The 24,193-nt window shown below is 60.6% G+C and carries 22 protein-coding genes and 1 pseudogene; 10 read left to right on the top strand and 13 right to left on the bottom strand.

The window, feature by feature from the left end:
* Positions 1-163: 163 nt before the first annotated feature.
* The gene (locus tag PspR84_RS03570) at positions 164-1,018 is read right to left on the bottom strand and encodes a MaoC/PaaZ C-terminal domain-containing protein (protein WP_160055530.1); all 855 of its coding nucleotides are present in this window, start codon (positions 1,016-1,018) and stop codon (positions 164-166) included.
* A 2-nt stretch (positions 1,019-1,020) separates the two neighbouring features.
* The gene (locus PspR84_RS03575; protein WP_160055532.1) at positions 1,021-2,373 is read right to left on the bottom strand and encodes a 3-oxoacyl-ACP reductase; all 1,353 of its coding nucleotides are present in this window, start codon (positions 2,371-2,373) and stop codon (positions 1,021-1,023) included.
* A gap of 284 nt (positions 2,374-2,657) precedes the next feature.
* Between PspR84_RS03575 and PspR84_RS03580 the strand changes: the two genes are divergently transcribed.
* The 3 genes from PspR84_RS03580 to PspR84_RS03590 all read left to right on the top strand — a co-directional run bounded on the left by PspR84_RS03580 (position 2,658) and on the right by PspR84_RS03590 (position 6,792).
* Positions 2,658-3,935, top strand: a complete 1,278-nt coding sequence (locus tag PspR84_RS03580; protein WP_160055534.1) for an acetyl-CoA C-acetyltransferase — start codon at positions 2,658-2,660, stop codon at positions 3,933-3,935.
* Positions 3,936-4,374: 439 nt separating this feature from the next.
* Positions 4,375-5,271: a PA4780 family RIO1-like protein kinase gene (locus PspR84_RS03585; protein ID WP_160055536.1), complete on the top strand. Its 897-nt coding sequence runs from the start codon at positions 4,375-4,377 to the stop codon at positions 5,269-5,271.
* A 312-nt stretch (positions 5,272-5,583) separates the two neighbouring features.
* Positions 5,584-6,792, top strand: coding sequence for an MFS transporter (locus PspR84_RS03590; RefSeq protein ID WP_160055538.1), 1,209 nt, complete (start codon positions 5,584-5,586; stop codon positions 6,790-6,792).
* Here PspR84_RS03590 and cueR read toward each other — a convergent pair.
* Both cueR and cueA read right to left on the bottom strand, forming a co-directional pair.
* Positions 6,746-7,159 carry a Cu(I)-responsive transcriptional regulator gene (cueR, locus tag PspR84_RS03595; RefSeq protein ID WP_160055540.1) on the bottom strand — a complete coding sequence of 138 codons (414 nt, stop codon included), beginning with the start codon at positions 7,157-7,159 and terminating at the stop codon, positions 6,746-6,748. The two genes, PspR84_RS03590 and cueR, sit on opposite strands and share 47 nt — an antisense overlap.
* Positions 7,156-9,549, bottom strand: a complete 2,394-nt coding sequence (cueA, locus tag PspR84_RS03600) for a copper resistance metal-translocating P1-type ATPase CueA (RefSeq protein ID WP_160055542.1) — start codon at positions 9,547-9,549, stop codon at positions 7,156-7,158. Before cueA ends, cueR begins: the two co-directional genes overlap by 4 nt.
* 93 nt (positions 9,550-9,642) lie before the next feature.
* Here cueA and PspR84_RS29555 point away from each other — a divergent pair.
* Positions 9,643-9,735: pseudogene (locus PspR84_RS29555) on the top strand (metal ABC transporter ATP-binding protein); the annotation flags it as partial.
* A gap of 9 nt (positions 9,736-9,744) precedes the next feature.
* Here PspR84_RS29555 and PspR84_RS03605 read toward each other — a convergent pair.
* Positions 9,745-10,128 carry a hypothetical protein gene (locus PspR84_RS03605; protein ID WP_160055544.1) on the bottom strand — a complete coding sequence of 128 codons (384 nt, stop codon included), beginning with the start codon at positions 10,126-10,128 and terminating at the stop codon, positions 9,745-9,747.
* Between the two features lie 147 nt (positions 10,129-10,275).
* On the opposite strand from PspR84_RS03605, the gene PspR84_RS03610 reads away from it, so the two are divergent.
* Positions 10,276-10,473, top strand: coding sequence for a cation transporter (locus PspR84_RS03610; protein ID WP_160055546.1), 198 nt, complete (start codon positions 10,276-10,278; stop codon positions 10,471-10,473).
* Positions 10,474-10,562: 89 nt separating this feature from the next.
* Complete coding sequence (locus tag PspR84_RS03615; RefSeq protein WP_007914685.1) at positions 10,563-11,765, top strand: multidrug effflux MFS transporter; 1,203 nt, start codon at positions 10,563-10,565, stop codon at positions 11,763-11,765.
* Positions 11,766-11,771: 6 nt separating this feature from the next.
* Here PspR84_RS03615 and PspR84_RS29440 read toward each other — a convergent pair whose 3' ends face one another.
* From PspR84_RS29440 to PspR84_RS03625, 3 genes are all read right to left on the bottom strand, one after another.
* A complete protein-coding gene (locus PspR84_RS29440; RefSeq protein ID WP_007914687.1) occupies positions 11,772-11,945 on the bottom strand; it encodes a hypothetical protein in 174 nt (57 codons plus the stop codon).
* A 153-nt stretch (positions 11,946-12,098) separates the two neighbouring features.
* On the bottom strand, positions 12,099-13,112 hold the full coding sequence (locus tag PspR84_RS03620) for a zinc-binding alcohol dehydrogenase family protein (protein WP_160055548.1): 1,014 nt from the start codon (positions 13,110-13,112) through the stop codon (positions 12,099-12,101).
* Between the two features lie 32 nt (positions 13,113-13,144).
* Positions 13,145-13,438 (bottom strand): putative quinol monooxygenase, encoded by a 294-nt coding sequence (locus tag PspR84_RS03625; RefSeq protein ID WP_160055550.1) that lies wholly within the window; start codon positions 13,436-13,438, stop codon positions 13,145-13,147.
* Between the two features lie 119 nt (positions 13,439-13,557).
* On the opposite strand from PspR84_RS03625, the gene PspR84_RS03630 reads away from it, so the two are divergent.
* The 3 genes from PspR84_RS03630 to PspR84_RS03640 all read left to right on the top strand — a co-directional run bounded on the left by PspR84_RS03630 (position 13,558) and on the right by PspR84_RS03640 (position 17,047).
* Positions 13,558-14,487: a LysR family transcriptional regulator gene (locus tag PspR84_RS03630; protein ID WP_160055552.1), complete on the top strand. Its 930-nt coding sequence runs from the start codon at positions 13,558-13,560 to the stop codon at positions 14,485-14,487.
* A 317-nt stretch (positions 14,488-14,804) separates the two neighbouring features.
* Positions 14,805-15,539, top strand: a complete 735-nt coding sequence (locus PspR84_RS03635) for a helix-turn-helix transcriptional regulator (protein WP_160055554.1) — start codon at positions 14,805-14,807, stop codon at positions 15,537-15,539.
* 125 nt (positions 15,540-15,664) lie between these two features.
* Positions 15,665-17,047, top strand: coding sequence for an MFS transporter (locus PspR84_RS03640; protein WP_160055556.1), 1,383 nt, complete (start codon positions 15,665-15,667; stop codon positions 17,045-17,047).
* A 121-nt stretch (positions 17,048-17,168) separates the two neighbouring features.
* On the opposite strand, the gene PspR84_RS03645 is transcribed toward PspR84_RS03640, so the two are convergent.
* The 3 genes from PspR84_RS03645 to PspR84_RS03655 form a co-directional block, all read right to left on the bottom strand.
* Positions 17,169-18,122, bottom strand: coding sequence for an adenosine deaminase (locus PspR84_RS03645; protein ID WP_008082147.1), 954 nt, complete (start codon positions 18,120-18,122; stop codon positions 17,169-17,171).
* An 80-nt stretch (positions 18,123-18,202) separates the two neighbouring features.
* Positions 18,203-19,168, bottom strand: coding sequence for a 2-oxoglutarate and iron-dependent oxygenase domain-containing protein (locus PspR84_RS03650; RefSeq protein ID WP_160055558.1), 966 nt, complete (start codon positions 19,166-19,168; stop codon positions 18,203-18,205).
* A 142-nt stretch (positions 19,169-19,310) separates the two neighbouring features.
* Positions 19,311-20,384 (bottom strand): BMP family ABC transporter substrate-binding protein, encoded by a 1,074-nt coding sequence (locus tag PspR84_RS03655; protein ID WP_160055560.1) that lies wholly within the window; start codon positions 20,382-20,384, stop codon positions 19,311-19,313.
* Positions 20,385-20,658: 274 nt separating this feature from the next.
* Between PspR84_RS03655 and PspR84_RS03660 the strand changes: the two genes are divergently transcribed.
* The gene (locus PspR84_RS03660; protein WP_160055562.1) at positions 20,659-21,750 is read left to right on the top strand and encodes a calcium:proton antiporter; all 1,092 of its coding nucleotides are present in this window, start codon (positions 20,659-20,661) and stop codon (positions 21,748-21,750) included.
* A 124-nt stretch (positions 21,751-21,874) separates the two neighbouring features.
* Here the strand turns inward: PspR84_RS03660 and PspR84_RS03665 are convergent, their stop codons facing one another.
* Positions 21,875-23,233, bottom strand: coding sequence for an 8-oxoguanine deaminase (locus PspR84_RS03665; RefSeq protein ID WP_077570872.1), 1,359 nt, complete (start codon positions 23,231-23,233; stop codon positions 21,875-21,877).
* 253 nt (positions 23,234-23,486) lie between these two features.
* Complete coding sequence (locus tag PspR84_RS03670) at positions 23,487-24,173, bottom strand: SDR family oxidoreductase (RefSeq protein ID WP_160060046.1); 687 nt, start codon at positions 24,171-24,173, stop codon at positions 23,487-23,489.
* Positions 24,174-24,193: the final 20 nt, after the last annotated feature.

The raw sequence follows: 24,193 nt of genomic DNA on the forward strand, positions 1-24,193 counted from the left end.
CGCCTTTATATAGAGGGCGAAATTCAGCGCCTAAGGACTAATACCCACGATATAGCCGCACAAAAAAAGGCCTTGATAATCAAGGCCCGGGTTTTTTCAGTGGAAGGGGCAAGGACGGCGGAAACTTAAGTTATATACACACAATTAACGGTGTCCCGCGAGCTCAGGCAATGGGTTGCCACTGCCCGACCATGTGTTCGAGGTCTTGTGCACCGATCAGCCGCAACTCACCACTGGACCCCGCCGCACTCGCCAGCAAGGTCACTTCACTGGGCAGGCGCACCGGTTTACGAAAGTGCACGGCGATCTCGAGGTTGGCCTTGGGCAAATGATCGCCCAGCGCCGCGAGCGTTCGCGCCTTGTTCCACAAACCATGGGCGATGGCTGTTGGAAAACCGAACAGCTTGGCGCTGGCTGCACTCAGGTGAATCGGGTTGTAGTCTCCGGAGACTTTGGCGTATTGCCGACCGATATCGGCCGGGGCTTTCCAGCGCGCCACCTCCACCAATGATTGCGAGGGCTCCCAGGTCTGCTCGACAGCCTCGCCCTCAAGCTTCACCCCCCGACAGAGCATCTGGCTTTCGGCTTCCCACAACGGCCCGAGCTGGTCATCCAGCGTGGTCAGCAGATCGAACGTTGCACCTTTGGGATGCGCTTGCAGATTTGTCACGCGCACGCTCACTTGCGCCCGACCGATTCCGCCCATCGGTCGCAACACGCGAATGCGGTTGCTCAGATGAATCAACCCCAACAGAGGAAACGGAAACTCCCTGGCGGTGAGCAATTGCATCTGCAAGGCAAAGGCGAGGACATGCGGATACGTCGGCGGCAACAGACCGTCATCGGTGAATCCGCAGACCTTGCGATAGGCCGCCAAGCGTTTGCCATCGACATCGACCCAACAGCGCAAACCACTGTCGGGCAACCGGGTACCGGTGATTTTCCGTCGCGTCGCCGCCCGTGCATACAGCCCGGGCAGACTCGGCTCGCGATCCAGCGTATGCCATTCGATGCTCATGCCTAAGCCCCCAGAACACTTTGTCCACAGACCCGCAGCGCTTGCCCGGTAAACGCGCCGGTGCCCGGCTGCGCCAGCCACGCGACCGCTTCGGCGACGTCTTGCGGCAGGCCGCCCTGACCGAGCGAACTCATGCGCCGCCCGGCCTCACGCAGGCCGAACGGAATGTGTGCGGTCATCTGCGTTTCGATAAAACCAGGGGCGACGGCGTTGATGCTGATACCACGTTCCAGCAGCGTCGGCGCCCAGGCTTGCGCCAGACCGATCAGCCCGGCCTTGCTCGCGGCGTAGTTGGTTTGCCCACGGTTACCGGCAATGCCGCTGATCGAGGCCAGCAAAATCACCCGCGCGTTGTCGTGCAGCGTGCCGCTGTCGAGCAGCGCTTTGGTCAGCACTTGCGGCGCGTTGAGGTTGACGGCCAGCACCGCGTCCCAGAATTCCGGGGTCATGTTGGCCAGGGTTTTGTCACGGGTGATGCCGGCGTTGTGCACCAGAATATCGAGGCCATCAGGCAGTTGTTCAATCAACTGTGTGGCGGCGTCGGTAGCGCAGATATCCAGGGTGATCGCTCGGCCACCGAGGCGGGCGGCGAGGGCTTCCAGATCGGTCTTGGCCGGCGGGACATCGAGCAGGATCACGTCGGCGCCATCGCGCGCCAGGGTTTCAGCGATGGACGCACCGATGCCGCGCGCCGCGCCGGTGACCAATGCCTTGCGCCCGGCCAGCGGGCGCGTCCAGTCAGTCACTGGCGTCGCACAAGCGGTCAGGCGAATCACCTGTCCGGACACAAACGCACTTTTCGGCGAGAGGAAAAACCGCAGCGGGCCTTCCAGCTGATCTTCCGCGCCTTCGCCGACATAGATCAGTTGCAGCGTGCCGCCGCTGCGCAGTTCTTTGGCCAGCGAACGTGAAAACCCTTCCAGCGCGCGCTGTGCGCTGGCGGCAAACGGATCACTTAGGGTTTCCGGCGCGCGACCGAGAATCACCAGATGGGCGCTGTGGTCGAGGTTTTTCATCAGCGGCTGGAAGAATTCGCGCAGCTGTTTGAGCTGGTCGGTGTGCAGCAATTCGCTGGCGTCGAACACCACGGCTTTGAGTTTCGGGCCGTGGCCGGGAATCCATTCAGTCGCGGTCGTCGGTTGCTCGCCGTAGCGGTAAATACTCTCGGTCAAACGGTTGGCGAAAGCGCCGACGCGTTCGGCCAGCGGGCCGCCGCCGATCAGCAGCGCACCTTCCACCGGCCGCAGGCGCCCGGCCTGCCAGCGTTCCAGTCGCACCGGCGACGGCAGGCCCAGCGCCCCGACCAGACGATGGCCGATGGACGAGTTGGCGAAGTCGATATAGCGGTCAGACATGGAACGCTCTCCAGAAGTTGGGGTTCAAAGTGTGGACTGTCGATGGCAATCAATCGTTCGATTAACGCAATAAGGCCTACGCTTGAACAGCAGAGTAGTTTGCCCCCGGCGTTTGTGTTGCCGAACGCACATTCATAAACACAGCTGACCCCCTGTAGGAGTGAGCCTGCTCGCGATAGCGGTGTATCAGTCAAGAAATGTTTATCTGACCCACCGCTATCGCGAGCAGGCTCACTCCTACAAGGGATTGGCGTGAATTCAGACCTTTGGACAAGGAGTTATTCATGAGTCAGCTGCGCCGCGTCGCGATCATTGGTGGTAACCGTATCCCCTTCGCCCGCTCCAACGGGCCGTACGCCACGGCCAGCAATCAGGCAATGCTCACCGCCGCCCTCGAAGGCCTGATCGAACGCTACAACCTGCACGGCCAGCGCATCGGCGAAGTGGTGGCGGGCGCGGTGCTGAAATTGTCACGAGATATGAGCCTGACCCGTGAATGCGTGCTCGGCTCGCGTCTGTCACCGGCGACTCCCGCCTACGACATTCAGCAAGCCTGCGGCACCGGCCTGGAAGCGGCGATCCTGGTGGCGAACAAAATCGCCCTCGGTCAGATCGAGAGCGGCATTGCTGGCGGCGTCGACACCACCTCGGACGCGCCGATCAGTGTCAGCGAAGGCCTGCGCAAAATTCTCCTGCAAGCCAACCGCGCCAAGACCACCGGCGACAAGCTGAAAACCTTTCTGCAACTGCGGCCCAAACATCTGATTCCGGATTTTCCACGCATCGGTGAACCACGCACTGGGCTTTCGATGGGCCAGCACTGTGAATTGATGGCGCAGACCTGGCAGATCCCGCGTGAAGAGCAGGATCAACTGACCCTCGAAAGCCACCAAAAACTGGCTGCGTCTTACAGCGAAGGCTGGCACAACGACTTGATGACGCCGTTCCTTGGTCTGACCCGCGACAACAATTTGCGTCCGGACCTGACCCTGGAAAAACTCGCGACGCTGAAACCGGCGTTTGAAAAAAGCGCCAAAGGTACGCTGACGGCGGGCAACTCCACCCCGCTGACCGATGGCGCGTCTGTGGTGCTGCTCGGCAGTGAAGAGTGGGCCAAGGAGCGCGGCTTGCCGATCCTCGCGTATTTGCGCGATGGCGAAGCGGCGGCGGTGGATTTCGTCAACGGTGCGGAAGGGCTGCTGATGGCGCCGGTGTACGCCGTGCCGCGATTGCTCGCACGCAACGGCCTGACCTTGCAGGACTTCGACTACTACGAAATTCACGAAGCGTTTGCGGCGCAGGTGCTGTGCACACTGAAGGCTTGGGAAGATCCCGAATACTGTAAAACCCGCCTGGGACTCGACGCGCCGCTGGGCTCGATCGATCGCAGCCGACTCAATGTGAAGGGCAGTTCGCTGGCGGCCGGGCATCCGTTTGCTGCGACTGGCGGGCGTATCGTGGCGAACCTGGCGAAGTTGCTGGACGCGGCGGGCAAGGGCCGGGGTCTGATCTCGATTTGCGCGGCGGGCGGGCAAGGCGTCACCGCTATCATCGAACGCTAACGCTAGAAGAGCCCCTCACCCTAACCCTCTCCCAGAGGGAGAGGGGACTGATTGGGGGATGTTTGAGGTGATCGAGCTTTACCGAATCCATAATCGACGGTGTTTAACTCAGATGGTTAGCCCAATCCATAATCGACGCGGTATTTCAGGTCGATGTATAACGTCAGACACCTCGGTCGGCTCCCTCTCCCTCCGGGAGAGGGCTGGGGTGAGGGTAAAAGGGCTAAAACCGCAGATGTCAGATTCTGTCGCAAATGCCCTCAACGGCCGATACCAACAAACAGGCAAGGCTCGGCTATGATTCGCAGCGGTCGATTTTTCGGCACAGTGTGTGCATTCACAGGTTCACAGGTCGGCAACCCCTCCCCGTGATGCGAGGATTGCCGTATAACGAGTGACATTCGCGTGTTTGGTAATAAAGGACCCACAATAAAAGCTGATGAAGACTCCAAAACGCATTGAACCCCTGATCGAGGACGGTCTGGTCGACGAAGTGCTGCGCCCACTGATGAGTGGTAAAGAAGCAGCTGTTTATGTGGTGCGCTGCGGCAATCAGTTACGTTGCGCAAAGGTCTACAAGGAGGCGAACAAACGCAGTTTCCGCCAGGCGGCCGAGTATCAGGAAGGCCGCAAGGTGCGCAACAGCCGACAGGCTCGCGCAATGGCAAAAGGCTCCAAGTTCGGTCGCAAAGAGACCGAAGATGCTTGGCAGAACGCCGAAGTGGCGGCGCTGTTCCGTCTGGCCGGCGCCGGCGTGCGGGTACCCAAGCCGTATGACTTCCTCGACGGCGTGCTGTTGATGGAGCTGGTGGCCGACGAATTCGGCGACGCCGCGCCGCGTCTGAACGACGTGGTGCTGGAGCCGGATCAGGCGCGCGAGTATCACGCGTTCCTGATTTCGCAGATCGTGCTGATGTTGTGTACCGGTCTGGTGCACGGTGACCTCTCGGAGTTCAACGTGCTGCTGACGCCGACCGGCCCGGTCATCATTGACCTGCCGCAGGCCGTCGACGCTGCCGGTAACAACCACGCGTTCAGCATGCTGGAGCGGGATGTCGGCAACATGGCTTCGTACTTCGGTCGCTTTGCGCCGGAATTGAAGCTGACCAAGTACGCCAAGGAAATGTGGGCGTTGTACGAAGCCGGCACTTTGCACCCGAACAGTGTGCTGACCGGTGAGTTCGATGATCCGGAAGACCTGGCCGACGTTGGCGGGGTGTTGCGCGAGATCGAAGCGGCGCGCCTCGACGAGGAACGCAAGCAGGCCATCCGTGCGGCGGACGACGAGCCGAAAGGCAAGTCCGAAGAACCACCGCCACCACCGTGGATGCAGTGATTGCTTGATGAGAAACCCGGCTTCGGCCGGGTTTTTTGTTTGGTTTCGAAATGCACCCTCACCCCAGCCCTCCCGAAACGTCGGACCGCCCAGAGGGAGAGGGGGCCGACCGAGGTCTCTTGCGTCATACATCGACCTGAAACACCGGGTCGATTATGGATTCGACGAAAAACGTTCAGATCGGTGTACCCCCAAATATCCCCCAATCAGTTCCCTCTCCCCCTGGGAGAGGGTTAGGGTGAGGGGCCTCTTTCGGATCCCCGCAAATTCACGTCTACTGTCCACCGCCCCAACCACACTCAAGGACTGAATGTGACCACCCCCCGCAACACCCGCCTGATCGTCACTGCCCGACTGATCTCCGATTTCGGCGCCTTCCTCAACATGGTCGCGCTGGCCACCTACGTCTACCTGCTGAGCAACAGCGCCATGAGCGTCGGGATTTTCCTCGCCAGCCGCGTGGGCGGGGGGATATTTGCCAGCCTGATCGGCACCGCGTTTTACCGCCGTTGCAGTGGACGTGCACCGCTGATCGCGTTCGATCTGCTGCGCGCCAGTGTGCTGGGTCTGTTATTGATTGTGCCCGTCAGCCAGCAAGCCATGCTGTTGCCGGTGATTGCCTTCGGCCTGGGCCTGGGCAACTCGATGTTCGCCATCGGCCTCAACAGCCAGTTGCCGCGTCTGATCCCTGCTGATCAATTGCTCAAGGCCAACGCCTGGATCACTTCGGCCTCATCCGGCGCGATGGTCGCTGGCAGTCTGGTGTCGGGTTTGCTGGTGGCGGGTTTTGGCTTTGAAACGGTGTTCGCACTGAATGCACTGACCTATTTGCTGGCAGCGTTATTGATCGTGCCGCTGCGTTTCGAACCCACGACCGTCAACGATGAACCCGAACGGGGCGAATGGACAGCACTCAAGCAAGGCCTGCGTTCGGCACCGGTGATTGCCGCGATGCTTGCGGTGACGATGGCCGACACGTTGGGCAGCGCTGCGCACAACGTCGGCTTTCCGATTATTTCCAAACTGCTCACACCGGATTCTGCGAGCACCACACTGGGGCTGATGCTCGCGGTGTGGGCCAGCGGCAAACTGCTGGGCGCGCGAATCGCCAGTCGTCTCAAGGGCTCGGACAACAGCCATCTGGAACGGCGGTTTTTCTTCGGCGTGGCGCTGATGTCCTGCGGCTTCATCCTGATGTTCCAGCAACACAGCCTCTACGGTCTGCTGCTGTTTTCATTGCCGGCGGGCCTCGGTGACGGCTTTTCCGAAGTCGGGTTGATGTCGCGGCTGCAGCGCGAACCCGAGCAGTTGCGCCTGCCAGTTTTCAGCGTGCTGACCTTGCTGCAAATGACCGGGTTCGGCATCGGTATGCTCATCGCCGCGCCGTTCTACGGGTGGTGGACGCCGGGCGCCGTGGTCATGCTGTTTCACGGCATTCCCCTCGGCACATTGCTCGCGGTGAAAGTCCTGGCACTCAGGCGCGGGCGGGTTGTGCGCAGCAGCCCGACGCCAGTTCCTTGAGGATCGGGCAGTCGGGGCGGTGGTCGCCGTTACAGTGCTCGACGAGGTCTTGCAGAGTGTCGCGCAACTCGCCGAGTTCGCGGATCTTCTGATTCAACTCGTCTATGTGCTGGCGCGCCAACGCCTTCACATCGGCGCTGGCGCGTTGGCGATCCTGCCAGAGGGTCAACAGTTTGCCGACCTCTTCCAGGGAAAAGCCGAGATCCCGCGAGCGCTTGATGAATGCCAGCGTGTGCAGGTCATCGTCACGGTAGACCCGATAACCGCTGTCGGTGCGATGGGCGGCTTTGAGCAGGCCGATCGACTCGTAGTAACGGATCATTTTCGCGCTGAGGCCACTGTGTTTGGCCGCTTGACCGATGTTCATCGGTGCTCCTCCAGATCCTTGGGTTTCCAGGTTTTCAACAGTAGCGCATTGCTCACCACGCTGACGCTCGACAGCGCCATCGCCGCACCGGCCAGCACCGGATTAAGGAAGCCGAACGCCGCCAGCGGAATGCCGATCAGGTTGTAGACGAAGGCCCAGAACAGGTTCTGGCGGATCTTCGCATAAGTCTTGCGGCTGATTTCCAGTGCCGCCGGCACCAGCCGTGGATCGCCGCGCATCAGGGTAATGCCCGCCGCGTGCATGGCGACGTCGGTGCCGCCGCCCATGGCGATACCGATGTCGGCAGCGGCGAGGGCCGGGGCGTCGTTGATGCCGTCACCGACCATGGCGACCACGCCGGTTTTCTTCAGCTCGCTGACGGTGGCGGCTTTGTCCGCCGGCAGCACTTCGGCGTGGACGTTGCTGATGCCCAGCGCTTCGGCGACCACACGTGCGCTGCCACGGTTGTCGCCAGTCAGCAGATGGCTGTGAATATTGCGGGCAGCAAGTTGTTGCACGGCTTCAAGTGCGCCGGGTTTCAAGGTGTCACCGAAGGCGAACAAGCCGAGTACTTTTTGCTCAGGACTTTGCTCGATCAACCACGACAACGTGCGGCCTTCGGTTTCCCAGGCGCTGGCGGATTCGGCAAGGTCTCCAGCGCTCAAGCCGCTTTCGTCCAGCAAGCGCCGATTGCCCAGCGCCAGACGCCGGCCGTCGAGATTGCCGGCAATGCCGCGACCGGTCAGCGACTGGCTGTCGCTGACATCTGGCACGTTCAGACCTCGTTCAGCAGCCGCATCCAACACTGCTTTGGCCAGTGGGTGTTCACTGCCGCGTTGCAGGGCGCCGGCCAGTTTCAGCAGCGCGTCTTCATCACCATCCACTGCACTGAAATGGGCGATACGCGGTGTGCCAGAGGTCAGCGTGCCGGTCTTGTCGAAGACCACGCTGCTAACTTCATGGGCGCGTTCCAGCGCTTCGGCGTCCTTGATCAGAATGCCGTGACGCGCCGCTACGCCGGTGCCGGCCATGATCGCCGTCGGCGTGGCAAGGCCCAATGCACACGGGCAGGCGATGACCAGCACCGCGACGGCGTTGATCAACGCGGTCTCCATCGGTGCGCCGTAGAGCCACCAGCCGATCAGTGTCGCCAACGCTAAAACCAGCACGGTGGGCACGAATACCTGACTGACGTTATCCACGAGTTTCTGGATCGGCGCTTTGGCGGCTTGGGCGTCTTCTACCAGACGAATAATCCGTGCCAGAACGGTTTCCGCACCGAGCGCCTGGGTGCGCACCAGCAAGCGACCCTCGCCATTGATCGCGCCGCCGGTGACCTTGTCCCCCGGTTGTTTCGGCACCGGCAGACTCTCGCCGCTGATCAGTGCTTCGTCGGCATGACTCTGGCCCTCGATGACTTCGCCATCGACCGGGAAACGTTCGCCGGGTTTGACCAGCACCAGATCGTTGAGGCGCAACGCGCTGATGGCGACATCCTGCTCGCGGCCGTCGATCACTTGAATCGCCCGCTCCGGACGCAACGCTTCCAGCGCGCGGATGGCGCTGGCGGTCTGGCGTTTGGCGCGGCTCTCCAGGTATTTGCCGAGCAGTACCAGGGCAATGACCACCGCCGACGCTTCGAAATACAGATGCGGCATGCGCCCGGCAGCGGTGGCCCATTCGTAAAGGCTCAGGCCGTAACCGGCGCTGGTGCCGAGGGCGACCAGCAAGTCCATATTGCCGGCGCCAGCGCGAACGGCTTTCCATGCGGCGACGTAGAAGCGTGCACCGAAAATGAACTGCACGGGCGTGGCGAGGGCGAATTGCGCCCATGCCGGGAGCATCCAGTGGATGCCGAACGGTTGCAGCAACATCGGCGCCACCAGCGGCAGGGCGAGGGCGATCGCGCAGATCAGTGCCCAGCGTTCATGTTTCAGGCGCTGTTGTTGTTTATCGGTTTGTGGGTGTTCGGCTTGCCAGACGCTGGCCGAGTAGCCGGCCTTGCTCACGGCGTCGAGCAGGGTTTGCGAATCGACCTGACCGAGCAATTCGAGGTGCGCACGTTCGTTGGCCAGGTTAACGCTGACACTTTTCACCCCGAGGACTTTGCTCAGGGCGCGTTCGACGCGACCGACGCAGGACGCGCAGGTCATGCCTTCGATATTCAATTCGATAGTCTGCTGCGGGACGCTGTAACCGGCACGTTCGACCGCGTCCATCAACGCCGGCAGACTGTCGCCCGGCGCTTGCACACGGGCCTGCTCGGTGGCGAGATTGACGCTGACGGCACTGGCGCCGCTGACTTTGCTCAAGGCCCGCTCGACACGCCCGGCACAACTGGCGCAGGTCATGCCGGCAATCGGCAGGTCGAAAGTGATGGAATCGGACATCGGTCGTACTCCCTGTAGTAGATACCTACAAGGATCAACCTTGCCATGCGGGCAAGGTCAAGCGCCATTCTTTGACGCGCCGCAAAACCAACTGTGGGAGCGAGCCTGCTGGCGAAAGCGGTGGGTCAGTCAACATCATCGCTGAATGACACACCGTATTCGCGAGCAGGCTCGCTCCCACAGGTTTGTATTTGCTTAATAGCCGAGATCGGCGCGCTTCAGGTACACGCCTTCCTGTGTCATCGCGATCCGGTACTTCTGCACATCGCCCGCCTGCAGTTTTATTTCCTGCGAACCCGGTGCGAGCAAGCCCGGATTGCAACCCGGTACCTGCCCCGGCAGTAGTTTCAGACGCAGCGATACAGTGCCCGGTGGCAGGTTGAAAGACGTGCTCTGTTCCTGAAACAGGCGCGCCGACAGCTGATCCTGGATATACACACCGATTTCGCAGGAGGTTGCCACTTCCAGGCGCTCGCGGGAGATGATCAGAACGCCGTAATCCTCACCAGCGGCTTGCACTGTAGGAACGGCGGCAAAGAGACTGAGAAAGCCAAACAGGCTGAAAGCTGACCAGCGCATGGCTGAATCTCCTGAATCGAGTCATTGATGTACGCAGCTTGGCCGAGCGCGGCGCCGATTGCCAGCCCGGCAGTTTATTGAAGAACTTGACCTTGCCATCGTGGCAAGCTCGAAACTGCCGGCAACCTCACTCAAAGGAGTCATTCCATGCAAGTGTTCAACGTTCAAGGCATGTCCTGCGGTCACTGCGTCAAAGCCATCACCAGCGCAGTTCAGGCCAAAGATCCGGCGGCCAGTGTGCGGGTCGATCTGGCGGCGAAAGAGGTAGGCGTTGAGAGTGCGTTGACCAGCGATCAGGTCATCGAGGCGATCAGCGAAGAAGGCTACGCAGTGAAACTCGTCTGAAGTTTTATAGTTAGCGAGCTATCGGAATGTTCAAGGCGTCCGGGCGCGGCTAGACTGTCGGGCTGCCGACTTGCCAACCTGGATGCCTGATGAACTTCCGTACCATTCTGATTCTCGGTGCCTTGACCGCCTTCGGGCCCTTGGCGATCGACTTCTATTTACCTGCCTTTCCCTCGATGGCGCTGGCGTTCGGCACCGATGAGAAACACGTGCAGATGACGCTGGCGGCGTATTTCGCCGGGTTGTCGATTGGCCAACTGGCTTATGGCCCGGTGGCGGATCGCTTTGGCCGACGCATTCCATTACTGGTCGGGCTCACGCTGTTCACCCTGGCATCCCTGGCCTGTGCTTATGCGCCAAATCTGGAATGGTTGATCGGCGCGCGTTTCGTCCAGGCACTTGGAGGCTGTGCAGGGATGGTGATTTCCCGGGCGGTGGTCAGCGACAAGTGCGACGCGGTGGGCTCGGCGAAAGTCTTCTCGCAATTGATGCTGGTGATGGGCCTGGCGCCGATTCTGGCGCCGATGCTCGGCGGTCTGCTGGTCAACACCACCGGCTGGCAGTCGATTTTCCTGGTGCTGACCGGGTTCAGCGCGCTGGCCGGTTTGGCCGTGGCGCTGGGCCTGCCGGAAAGTATGCCGGCGCACATGCCTCGCCAGCCGTTGTCCGGCGCGCTGCGTCAGTACGGTCGCTTGCTCAAGGACCGGGTTTACCTCGGCCATGCTCTGACTGGCGGCATCGCCATCGCCGGGATGTTTGCCTACATCGCCGGTTCGCCGTTTATCTTCATCAAACTGTATGGCGTGCCGGCCGAGCATTTCGGCTGGCTGTTCGGCACCAACGCGGCGGGGTTCATTCTGGTGGCGCAGGTCAACGCGCGGATGTTGGCCAAGCGCGGCCCGGCGTTCCTGTTGTCGCGGGCAGTGTGGGTGTATTTCGCTGCCGGGCTAGCGTTGCTCGCGGTCAGCGCAATGCACACCGAATCCTTGTGGCCGCTGCTGATTCCCCTGTTCATCTGCGTATCGAGCCTGGGTTGCATCAGCCCGAATGCCGCTGCCTGCGCGATGAACGGTCAGGGCGCACGGGCCGGCAGTGCTTCGGCACTGCTCGGCTGCATGCAATTCAGTGTCGCCGCTGGTGCTTCGGCGCTAGTGGGGGTGTTGCACGACGGCACCGCCGTGCCGATGGCAATAGTCATCAGCCTGTGCGGTTTGCTGGTGGTGTGCGTGGCGCTGCTCACCCGCCGTCTGCAGAATGCCCGGGCACTGGCGCAAGCTCAGGCCGAGGCATAAATAACCTCAGCCGGCGGCGCGCTGCTGGCTGCGGTCGGGAATCTGATGGGGCGCGCAAAGTCGCGCTTCGAGGGTGCGGGTGAAGGCCAGTGCTTCGGCTTCACTGCGGAATGTCACGGCGTGTTGGTCCAGACGAACCTGCCATTGAGACTTTGCCACTTCTTTTATCAGGATCTTCATTGCTGACCTCCCTTGCGTAAAAGATGTATCGCAGAGGCTTCGATTGTAGACCTGAATACGATCGCAATTGTGACAACGGTCAAGCATCGGACTGACGGCAAAAAACCTCCGGCAGCCCCTGTAGGAGCTGCCGAAGGCTGCGATCTTTTGATCTTAGAAACCTTCTAAAACAATTTTCCCCTTGGCTTTGCCACTTTCCAGCAACTCATGGGCGCGGCGCAGGTTCGCCGCATTGATCGTGCCGAAATGCTCGCCCACCGTAGTCTTCAAGGTTCCGGCATCAATCAGCTCCGCCACGCGATTGAGCAGTTTGTGCTGCTCGATCATGTCCGGCGTTTCGAACAGCGAGCGGGTGTACATGAACTCCCAGTGCAGCGACAGGCTTTTGCGCTTGAGTTTGCTTACGTCCAGCGACTTCGGATCATCGATCAATGCCAGTTTGCCCTGCGGCGCCAAGGCTTCGACCAATTGATCGAGGTGCTGATCGGTCTGGGTCAGGCTGGCGACGTGAGTCACGCTGTCGATCCCGGCGCGCTTGAGCTCTTCGCTCAGCGGCTGGCTGTGATCAATGACCAGATCGGCGCCCAGCTCTTTGACCCAATCGCGGGTCTGCTCGCGGGAAGCGGTGCCGATCACCTTCAGGCCTGTCAGTTGTTTGGCCAATTGCGTGAGGATCGAGCCAACCCCGCCGGCGGCACCGACGATCAGCAGGCTCTGATCTTCGTTGGTTTTGCTTTCGCGGATCTGCAGGCGTTCGAACAACAATTCCCACGCGGTGATCGCGGTCAGTGGCAGTGCGGCAGCGTCGGCAAAACCGAGGGATTTCGGCATATGGCCGACGATGCGTTCATCCACCACGTGCAGTTCGCTGTTACCGCCGGCACGGGCGATGGAGCCGGCGTAAAAGACCTTGTCGCCGGTCTTGAACAATGTCACTTCGCTACCAACAGCCTTGACCACACCGGCGACGTCCCAGCCCAGCACTTTCGCCGCGCCGTTTTCCGGCGCCACGTTCTGCCGAACTTTGGTGTCGACCGGGTTGACCGAGATGGCTTTGACTTCCACCAGCACGTCGCGCGGGCCGGCGACCGGTTCTGGCAGTTCGATGTCTTGCAGGGATTGGGCGTCGCTGATCGGCAAGGAAGCGTAATAGGCGATGGCTTTCATGAATGGCTCCGTACAGGTAATAGCAGAAGGAATCAGGCAATCGCGCCGAGGCGCTTGAGCTGGAAGTGTTCGATGGTGTGGCCGGCGCTGGCCTGGAAATGCTGAAAGTGCGCGCTGTTGTTGTGCGCCTCGAGAATCGCTTCGCTGGCCCAGTGTTCGATCACATAAAACACCTGCGGGTCGGCGAGGTCGCGGTGCAAGTCGTACTGGCTGCAACCGTCCTCGGCGCGGCTCGGTTCAACCAAGGCGCGTAGACCCTGTTCGAGGAGATCCTGTTGGCCCGGTTTGGCAACCAGGGTGGCGATAGCGGTGAATGGCTGGGACATGCTCGGCTCCAGGGAAGCGGGATGAATGTGATGGAGAGATGATTGGCTATTTCTCTGCGAGATAAAACCGGCTAAAAGAGCAGTCTCTTTCAATATTTTTTTGATAATCGAGGCTGAGCATGCTGCGTTTCGATGACTTGCAGTTGTTTGTCCGGGCGGCGGATCTGGGCAGTCTGTCGGCGGCTGCGCGAGTAATGGACATGTCTGCGGCCGTGGCCAGTGCGGCGTTAAAGCGAATCGAACAACAACTCGGCGCGCGGTTGCTCGCGCGTTCGACCCGCAGTTTGCGTCTGACGGCCGAGGGTGAGGGCTTTCTCGAATACGCCCGCGCGGCGTTGAGCAACCTCGATGAAGGCCGGCGCTTGCTGGCCAGCGGGCAGGATCAGGTCAGCGGGGTGTTGCAGTTGTCGGCGCCTTCGGACTTCGGCCGCAACCTGTTGCTGCCGTGGCTCGATGAGTTCCAGCGCGAGCACCCGAAGCTGACCGTGCGTTTGCTGCTTGGCGACCGCATCGCCGATCTGTTTCGGCAACCGGTGGACGTCGCCTTGCGTTATGGCGAGCCGGAAGACTCAAGCCTGGTCGCATTGCCCATCGCCCCGAACAATCGTCGTGTGCTGTGCGCCTCGCCGGCGTATCTGGCCCGGCACGGCGAACCGCGTCAGCTCGAGCAATTGGCTCAGCACAACTGCCTGTTGTACATGCTCGGCAGCCGGGTTCATGACCATTGGAGTTTTCACGACGGTAAACGTGAAGTCGGCCTGACCGTCAGTGGCGACCGTTTCAGCGATGACGCCGACGTTGTGCGCCTGTGGGCGGTGGCTGGCGCCGGAATTGCCTACAAGTCGTGGCTGGACGTGGGCGCCGATGTGCTGGCCGGGCGTCTCAAAGTGCTGCTGCCGGAGTTGCTGTGTGAGCGCGCACCGCTGAATTTGTTGTGCGCCCATCGCGCTCAATTGAGTAAGCCGGTGAACCTACTGAGGGAAATGCTCGCCAGCCGATGCGCTGATTTGAGTAGTCAATTTCCCGCTTTTCCGAAAGTTGATCATTAGTCGCAGGTAAATAGAGAAATTTCTGTCAGGAACAATCACCACCTGCGCAGGCCCCGGCGCGGGACGCGGGAGCTAACCCGCTTATACTAGCGCCCGCCTCATGCCAGCACCGACACCCCGGCCCGGAGACCCTCGCACCGCGTCGCCAGTATTCGAGTGATGGTCGCGCAACTGCTGCGGGTTCTGTGCCGGAGCAGGCTGCGTCAGTGGCCTGCCTTGCCCCGGTTCATGGCGATTTTCGCGTCTTGGCCGATGACTCATTACCGGCCAAGATGTCTCCGAGCAGTAGACGATACGATTCAACAGGGAGTGAACACATGGAACATGCACCTTGCATCAGCCAGATCGCCACGTTGCTGGCCGACCCCAAGCGCAGCGCGATGATGTGGGCGTTGATGGATGGCTCGGCCCGGCAAACCGAGGAGCTTGCGCTACTGGCAGGGCTGTCGACGTCGTCGGCCAGCGCGCACTTGGCGCGGCTTTCCACGGGTGGTCTGTTGAAGGTCGAAGTCCGTGGTCGCAAACGGTTTTTCCGTCTCTCGGCACCGGAGGTCGGCGCTGCGATAGAAGCGCTGGCCAGCGCTACCATCGCCAGTGCTCCAAGGGAGATTCCCGAGGTATTCAAGCGCACCACCCCCATGGCCAAACCGCAGACCGCGCCGTCCTCATTGTTGCGCGCGCGTTTTTGCGATGACCATCTGGGCGGTACGCTGGCGGCGGATCTGTATCAGCGGATGCTCGATGCCGGTTGGATCGAACAGCTTGAACAACGCGTCGTGGTGACCCACAAAGGGGCGAAATTGTTGGCTGGGCGCGGTGTGTTCATTCAAGCGCTGGCTCATCGCAACGTACAAGTGGCGTGCGCTTGTCCGGACTGGAGCGAGCGCCGTCCGCACATGGGTGGCTCACTCGGCGCAGCGTTGTTGCAGCTGTTCATGCAGTCCGGTTGGCTGACATTGCCCAACGACTCAAGAGCCTTGCAATTGACGGCCACCGGCCAGCGCGAATTGCACCGCTTCGCCAAGGAAACCGAGCTGGAAATGGCGTTCTAGAGCAATCGCATTCGACGTCAGCACTTCTGGCGTCGTTCACGGCTGCGAACAGGTCGCATCCAGCACCAACGCCTGGGCGCTATCGCGCACACTCGATCCGGGGATATTTCGGAGGGGGAGGCGCCATGGATACACACGGCTACAGCGCGGCAGAGCGCTTGGAGCGACTGCCAATCAGCGGTTATCACCGGATCATTTTCATCATCATTGCCCTGGCGTTTTTCTTCGACTCCATGGATCTGGCGATGATGACGTTCTTGCTCGGCTCGATCAAAGCCGAGTTCGGCCTGAGCAGTGCGCAAGCGGGATTGCTCGCCAGTTCGAGTTTTTTCGGCATGGTGCTGGGGGCGTCGCTGTCTGGCATGCTCGCCGATCGCTTCGGGCGTAAACCGGTGTTTCAGTGGAGCATCGTGCTGTGGGGCGTGGCCAGTTATCTGTGCTCGACGGCGCAAACGGTCGAGACGCTGACGCTGTTCCGCATCTTGCTGGGAATTGGCATGGGCATGGAGTTCCCCATCGCCCAATCGATGCTGTCCGAGCTGATTCCGGCGCAACGACGCGGGCGTTACATCGCGTTGATGGATGGTTTCTGGCCGCTCGGTTTCGTGGCGGCCGGCGTACTGTCTTACTTTCTGCTGCCTTTGATTGGCTGGCGCGACATCTTTCTGGTGTTGGCAGTGCCGGCGGTGTTTGTGCTGGCGATCCGCTTTTTCATTCCCGAGTCACCGCGCTGGCTGGAGCAGGCAGGGCGCGATGCCGCTGCGGACAAGGTTTTGAACGGCATCGAGGCGCGGGTGCGCAAATCGCTGGGCGGCGCGGCACTGCCGGAACCGATTCGTTTGCCGCGCACGGTGACGCCGCCGGGCAACTTCTTTGCGGCACTCAAGCAGATCTGGTCGCCGCAGTATCGCCAGCGCACGACGATGATCTGGAGTCTGTGGTTTTTTGCGCTGCTTGGCTTTTACGGGCTGACGTCGTGGCTGAGTGCCTTGCTGCAACAGTCGGGTTTTGCCGTGACGCAGTCGGTGTATTACACGGTGCTGATTTCCCTTGGCGGGATTCCCGGCTTTCTCATGGCGGCGTGGTTGGTCGAGCGTTGGGGGCGCAAACCGGTGTGCATCGTCACCTTGCTCGGTGGTGGGGTGATGGCGTTTCTGTACGGGCAGAGTGCGGTGTTTGGCGGCAACGTGGCGCTGCTGATCAGCACCGGGCTGTTGATGCAGTTTTTCCTGTTCGGCATGTGGGCGGTGCTTTACACCTACACGCCGGAGCTGTATCCGACGTCGGCACGGGCGACAGGCTCGGGCTTTGCCTCGGCAATTGGCCGGGTCGGCTCGCTGCTCGGGCCGTTGGTGACCGGGCTGGTGTTCCCGATTACCGGGCAGGGCGGGGTGTTCGCGCTGGGGGCGGCGTGTTTCGCGATAGCGGCGGGGGTGGTGTGGCTGTTCGGGATGGAGACGCGGGGGAAAACCCTGGAAGAGCTGACTGAAAGCCAAATTCCGGGCTAAACAAAGAACCAATTGTGGGAGCGAGCCTGCTCGCGAAAGTGGAGTGTCATTAAACGAAAATGTTAACTGACACTCCCTCTTCGCGAGCAGGCTCGCTCCCACATGGGTACTTCGGTGTTGCTTATGGTTTTACCAGACGCGCATCGAGGCTGTTCTGCGCCAAACGCTTGGCCTGATCCTGGGTCATGCCCAAATGCTCATGCAGCGCGTAGAAGTTCTCGGTCACATAACCACCGAAGTACGCCGGGTCATCGGAGTTCACCGTGACCTTTACGCCACGCTCGAGCATGTCGAGAATGTTGTGCTGCGACATGTGATCGAACACGCAAAGCTTGGTGTTCGACAGCGGGCACACGGTCAACGGGATCTGCTCGTCGATGATCCGCTGCATCAGGCGCTCGTCTTCGATGGCGCGTACGCCATGGTCGATACGCTGGATTTTCAGCAGGTCGATGGCTTCCCAGATGTACTCCGGCGGGCCTTCTTCGCCGGCGTGGGCAACGGTCAGGAAGCCTTCGTGGCGGGCTCGGTCAAATACCCGCTGGAACTTGCTCGGCGGGTGACCCATCTCGGAACTGTCCAGACCGACCGCGACAAACGCGTCACGGAACGGCAGCGCCTGATCAAGGGTTTTCTCCGCTTCTTCTTCGCTCAGGTGGCGCAGGAAGCTGAGGATCAAGCCGCTGGTGATGCCCAGTTGTTGCTCGCCATCCTTCAATGCCGCCGCGATGCCGTTGAGCACCACTTCAAACGGGATACCCCGGTCGGTGTGGGTCTGCGGGTCGAAGAACGGTTCGGTGTGAATCACGTTCTGTGCCTTGCAGCGCAGCAGGTAGGCCCAGGTCAGGTCGTAGAAATCCTGCGAGGTGCGCAACACGTCGGCGCCCTGGTAATACAGGTCGAGGAATTCCTGCAGATTGTTGAAGGCGTAAGCCTTGCGCAGGGTTTCCACGTCGTTCCACGGCAGGGCGATCTTGTTGCGCTCGGCCAGGGCGAACAGCAACTCAGGCTCCAGCGAGCCTTCCAGATGCAGGTGCAGTTCAGCCTTGGGCAAGGCGTTGAGCCAGTCGTACATATTCTTTTCTCATCAGGTGCAATGACGGCATTCTACAGATGCGCGTCGAAACAATTGGCAAAACCTGACCAAGCGATCCATCACACGGTTTCTTGCTCGCGGCGATAGGCGTAGGTATCGGCGAAGCGCGACAACAGGAATTCGGCGCAGGTGGTGGTCGGATATTTCGCTGGATGCAGTGCGTCCTGACAACCCGGCAGGCATTCGATGCGCGTGTCCGGGTGCGGCTCGGCGAAGAACGGCATCGAATAGCGATCGACCCCGAGCGGGCTGATCACCCGGTGCGGCGTTGAGCGATAACGATCATTGCTCCAGCGCGCCATCATGTCGCCGAGGTTGACCACGAACGTGCCCTCGATCGGCGGCGCGTCGATCCATTGACCCCTCACATTTTTGACCTGCAAGCCACCGGCGCTGTCCTGATAGAGCAGGGTGATGCAGCCGTAATCGGTGTGCGCGCCGGCGCCTTGCTGCTCGGTGGAGCTGGCGGTGTGGCGCGGTGGGTAATGGATCATGCGCAGAACGCTGACGGGTTCGTTGAAGCGGCTGTCGAAGAAGTCGCGTTCGATGTTCAGCGCGACGGTCATCGCCCGCAACAAGGTTTGCGCGAGGGCCTGCATGTCGAGGTAGTGCTGCTCCATCAACTCCGCCCATCCGGTTTGCGCCGGATGACGGTTCGGCCCGCGCAACGGTTTTTCCGCGAGTACATCAGGATGGTTGGCCGGCAGGTGCAGACCCATGTCGAAGGTTTCTTTCAGATCGCTGGGTTTGCTTGGGTCGAGTTGCTCGGTGGCGATGGCGCCGTAGCCGCGATGGTGGCGCGTCTGGGTGATGTCGATCTTGAGTTTTTCCGCTGCGGGCAGGGCGAAAAAACGTTGGGTGTGATCGAGCATCGCGTCGATGCGCTGCGCGGAAATCGGATGACCCTTGATGTAGAAGAAACCCCATTCGCGGCAGGCGTGGTCGATTTGCTCGGCCACGGCGGGCCAGGCGTTTTCGTCGGCGGAATAGAGCGGGCTGATATCGATGATCGGAAGCTGATCCATACACAATCCTTGAATACGCTGAAGATCAAATGTAGGAGTGAGCCTGCTCGCGATAGCGGTGTATCAGGCGACACTTTTGCTGAATGACCCACCGCTATCGCGAGCAGGCTCACTCCTACAAGGGATGGTGGTATGACTGAAATTACTTCGGCATCTCAGCCTTCATGCCTTCAACGTAATAGTTCATCGACGCCAGTTCCGCATTCGTCGCGCTCACGCCCGCCGGGATTTTCTCCACGCCGACCTGATCCTTGATCGGCCCGGTAAACGGCTGAAATGCGCCGCTCTTGATGTCGGCAATGATCTGCTCGGCCTCGGCTTTCACCGGCGCTGGCACTAGATCGCTGATTGGCAGTTCAACCGTGCCCTCCTTCAACCCGCCCCAGTAATCCTGGGATTTCCAGGTGTGGTCGATCACGCTTTGCGTCGCCTGAATATAGTGCGGCGCCCAGTCGTTGACGATCGAGGTCAGTACTGCTTTCGGCCCGAAGTGCGCCATGTCCGAGGCGTAACCCACTGCGTACACGCCACGCCGTTCGGCGGCTTGAATCGGCGCCGGGCTGTCGGTGTGCTGGAACACCACGTCGACGCCCTGATCGATCAGCGCGTTGGCGGCATCGGCTTCCTTGCCCGGATCGAACCACGAGTTGACCCACACCACTTTGATCTCGGTGCCCGGGTTGTACTTGTTCAAGGCCAGTTGAATCGAGTTGATATCGCGGATCACCTCGGGGATCGGGAACGAAGCGACGTAACCGATTTTCTTGGTCTTGGTCATCTTCGCCGCGAGGAAACCGCCGACATAACGCCCCTCGTAAGTGCGCGCCAGATAGGTGCCGAGGTTCTTGTCCTGTTTGTAGCCGGTGGCGTGTTCGAAGGTCACCTTGGGAAATTGCTTGGCGACTTTCAACGTCGGGTTCATGTAGCCAAACGAGGTGGTGAAGATCAGGTCGTACTTGTCCTTGGCCATGTTGCGAATCACCCGCTCGGCGTCGGCGCCCTCAGCGACGTTCTCGACGTAGTTGGTGGTGATCTGCGTACCGAGTTTTTCTGCGAGAGCCTTGCGTCCCTGCTCATGCTGATACGTCCAGCCGTGGTCACCGATCGGGCCGATGTAGACGAAACCGACCTTCAGCGGATCGGCAGCGCTGGCGCTTAGACTGATCCCCAGACCGAGGGCGGCGCACAGCAGTTTGTGCAGCGGACGTATTTGCATGAATTGGAGCTCCATTTTGTTGTGTGTGGTCAGGGCCAATGCAAATTGCTGACCAACAGGACAACAAACAAAAAAGATCGCAGCCTTCGGCAGCTCCTACATGGGAATGCGCAACCTGTAGGAGCTGCCGAAGGCTGCGATCTTTTCAGCGTCAGAACCAACGCAGTGCAAGTCCGCGAGTTCACGCCAACGCTTGGTGCGCTAAGGTGTAACGAAACGTTAGCGCCGCCCCGCAGTCAGTAGCTCATTCGCACTCTTCGGCAAAAGGCCCGTTATGTTTACAATCCTCAAGCAAGAAAGCTTTCTGCTACTGGCCGTCATCGCCGCGTGCGTCGCCTATCCGTTGGAACACTGGATGCTGCACAGCGGCCAGATCGTCGCGCTGACTGCCGGCCTGGCGCTGATCGCGTTCATCGTCGCCGCCTCGATGCGCGTCGCCCATCACGCAGAACTGCTCGCCGAAAAGGTCGGCGACCCTTACGGCACGATGATCCTCACCCTCGCGGCTGTTCTGGTCGAAGTGGTGATCCTCGCGATCATGATGAGCAACGAAGCATCGCCCACGCTGGTGCGTGACACGATCTATTCGGCCGTGATGCTCGACATCAACGGCATCCTCGGCCTCGCCGCGCTGATGGGCGGGATCAAACATGGCGAGCAGTCGTACAACGACGATTCGGCGCGCAGCTACAGTGTGATGATCCTCACCGCCATGGGCGTGTCGATGGTGGTGCCGGAGTTCATTCCCGAGGCCAACTGGAAGATTTATTCGGCGTTCACCATCGGTGCAATGGTGGTGCTTTACGCGCTGTTTCTGCGCATGCAGGTCGGCCCGCACAGTTATTTTTTCAGCTACAGCTACCCAGACAAACGCCGCAAGAAAGAACCGCTGGGCGCGCAGGCGAAAGCGCCGAGCATCGGCCTGTCGATCGGCATTCTGGTGTTTGGCATTGTGGTGATCGGTGCACTGGCCGAAGTGATGTCGAAGACCCTCGATCTGGGTCTGGAAGGCACCGGGGCACCACCGGTGATCACGGCGATTCTGGTGGCGGCGATTTCTGCGGCGCCGGAGATTTTGACCGCGTTGCGTGCAGCGTTGGCCAACCGCATGCAGTCGGTGGTCAACATTGCGATGGGCGCGTCACTGTCGACGGTGATTCTGACGGTGCCGGTGATGGAAGCGATGGCGCTGTACACCGGCCAGCCGTTTCAAATGGCGATGACGCCGGTGCAGACGGTGATGATCTTCATCACGCTGATCGTCAGCGCGATCAACCTCAATGACGGTGAGACCAATGCCATCGAAGGCATGACTCACTTCGTGCTGTTCGCGACGTTCATCATGTTGTCCCTGCTGGGCCTTTGAGGCTGACAGAAACCAATGTGGGAGCGAGCCTGCTCGCGAAAGCGGTGTGTCATTCAACAAACATGTTGTCTGACACTCTCTCTTCGCGAGCAGGCTCGCTCCCACAGTTTTGAACGGCGGTGTATCAGGTACCGGCGATCAGTTGGCGAGCCGCCTGGCTGTGGTCGGCGATCAGGCCCTTCAGATCCAGCCCTTCAACCTGGCCATCCACCACACGCCACTTACCACCAATCATCACCCGATCCGCACGATCGGCGCCGCACAACAACAGCGCCGAAATCGGATCATGGCTGCCGGAGAAGCGCAGCTCATCGAGCTTGAACAACGCCAGATCCGCCTGCTTGCCCACGGCAATCTCACCAATATCGGTACGGCCCAACAAGCTCGCCGAACCCTTGGTCGCCCAGCCCAGCACGCGTTCCGGAGTGATCTTCTCGGCGCCATAACGCAGACGCTGTATGTACAACGCCTGACGCGCTTCGAGAATCATGTTCGACGCATCGTTGGACGCCGAACCGTCGACTCCCAGACCAAACAACGCGCCCGCGTCAGTCAGATCGATACTTGGGCAGATGCCGGAAGCCAGACGCATGTTCGAGCTCGGGCAATGGCAGATACCGGTGCCAGCCTCGCCGAGACGAGCGATTTCATCCGGGTTGAAATGGATGCCGTGGGCCAGCCATGTGCGCGGACCGAGCCAGCCGACGCTGTCCAGGTAATCAACGGTGCGCAGGCCGAAACGCTGCAGGCAGAAATCTTCTTCGTCGAGGGTTTCGGCCAAATGCGTGTGCAGGCGTACGTCGAGCTTGTTCGCCAGTTCGGCGCTGGCCGACATGATTTCCGGGGTCACCGAGAACGGCGAGCACGGCGCCAGTGCGATCTGGATCTGCGCGCCGTCGCCACGCTCGTGGTACTCGTGAATCAGGCGCTGACTGTCGTCGAGAATCACCTGACCTTCCTGCACGGTCTGCTGCGGCGGCAGGCCGCCGTCCTTCTCGCCGAGGCTCATCGAACCGCGAGTGAGCATGGCGCGCATGCCCAGTTCACGCACGGTTTCGACTTGCACGTCGATGGCGTTTTCCAGGCCGTCCGGGAACAGATAGTGGTGGTCGGCAGCGGTGGTGCAGCCCGACAGCAACAGCTCGGCCAAAGCGACTTTGGTGGCGAGTGCGAGTTTTTCCGGTGTCAGGCGCGCCCACACCGGGTACAGGGTTTTCAACCACGGGAACAACGGCTGATTGACCACCGGTGCCCAGGCGCGAGTCAGCGTTTGATAGAAGTGATGGTGGGTGTTGATCAGGCCCGGCAGGATCACATGCTCGCGGGCATCGAACACTGCATTGCACGGCGCCGACGGCTGCTGGCCAGCGGCGAGGACTTCGACGATGACACCGTCTTGCACGACAAGACCGCCACGGGCATCGAGCTCGTTGGAAGTGAAAATGGCGAGGGGATTTTTTAACCAGGTACGGGTCGCGGGCATGTTGCCGGCTCCTCTGAAAATGGGGTTCAGGGTTGCCAGCTCAGTGATGCCCTGTCTGCTGATCCAGGGTCGCCGCGAGGACGAGGTGCGCAGTTTCAAACAAAAGCGCTTGCCGGGCAAGCCCAACCCGACCATTCACCACGGTCCCTTGTAGGAGTGAGCCTGCTCGCGATAGCGGTGTATCAGGCAACACTTTTGCTGAATGACACACCGCTATCGCGAGCAGGCTCACTCCTACAGGGGATTTGTATGCTTACCAGGGGATGGTTTCACCCTTGTAGTTGATGAAGTGGTGCCCGCCCTTGCCGGTGTACGCATTCACCTGATCAACCAGCCCGCGAGTGCTGGTTTCCACGTCAAGGTCGGCACCTTCACCACCCATATCGGTCTTCACCCAGCCCGGATGCAGCGACAACACCGTCATCTTCCGCTCGCCCAATTGCGTGATAAAACTGTTGGTCATCGAATTCAGCGCAGCCTTGCTCGCCTTGTACAACGCCAGCTCAGGTGCGTCTGGCACCGTCACGCTGCCCAGCCCGGAACTCATGAACGCCAGCACACCGCTGCCATCACGAATCTGCCCGGCAAAACGCTGAGCCAGATTGATCGGCGCCACCGCGTTGGTGAAAAACAACTGACCGACTTCAGCCAGTGTCGCGCCGCCCGGGGTCTGATCGGCCGGGCCTTTGACCCCGGCGTTGACGAACAGCAAGTCGAAGGTTTCGCCCTTGAGCTGTTGGCTCAGAGCAATGACCGCTTGCTGGTCGTCCATGTCGAGCTTCTCGATCCGCACCTTGCCCAGCACTTGCAGCGCCTCGGCGTTTTGCGGATTGCGCACGGTGGCGGTGACTTCCCAGCCATCGGCCAGCAGGGTTTTCACCAGACCGAGGCCAAGGCCCCGGGAGGCGCCGATGATCAGTGCGTTTTTTGCAGACATGATGGGCTTCCTTGATGAATGAG

Source organism: Pseudomonas sp. R84, from assembly GCF_009834515.1.
Lineage (GTDB): Bacteria > Pseudomonadota > Gammaproteobacteria > Pseudomonadales > Pseudomonadaceae > Aquipseudomonas.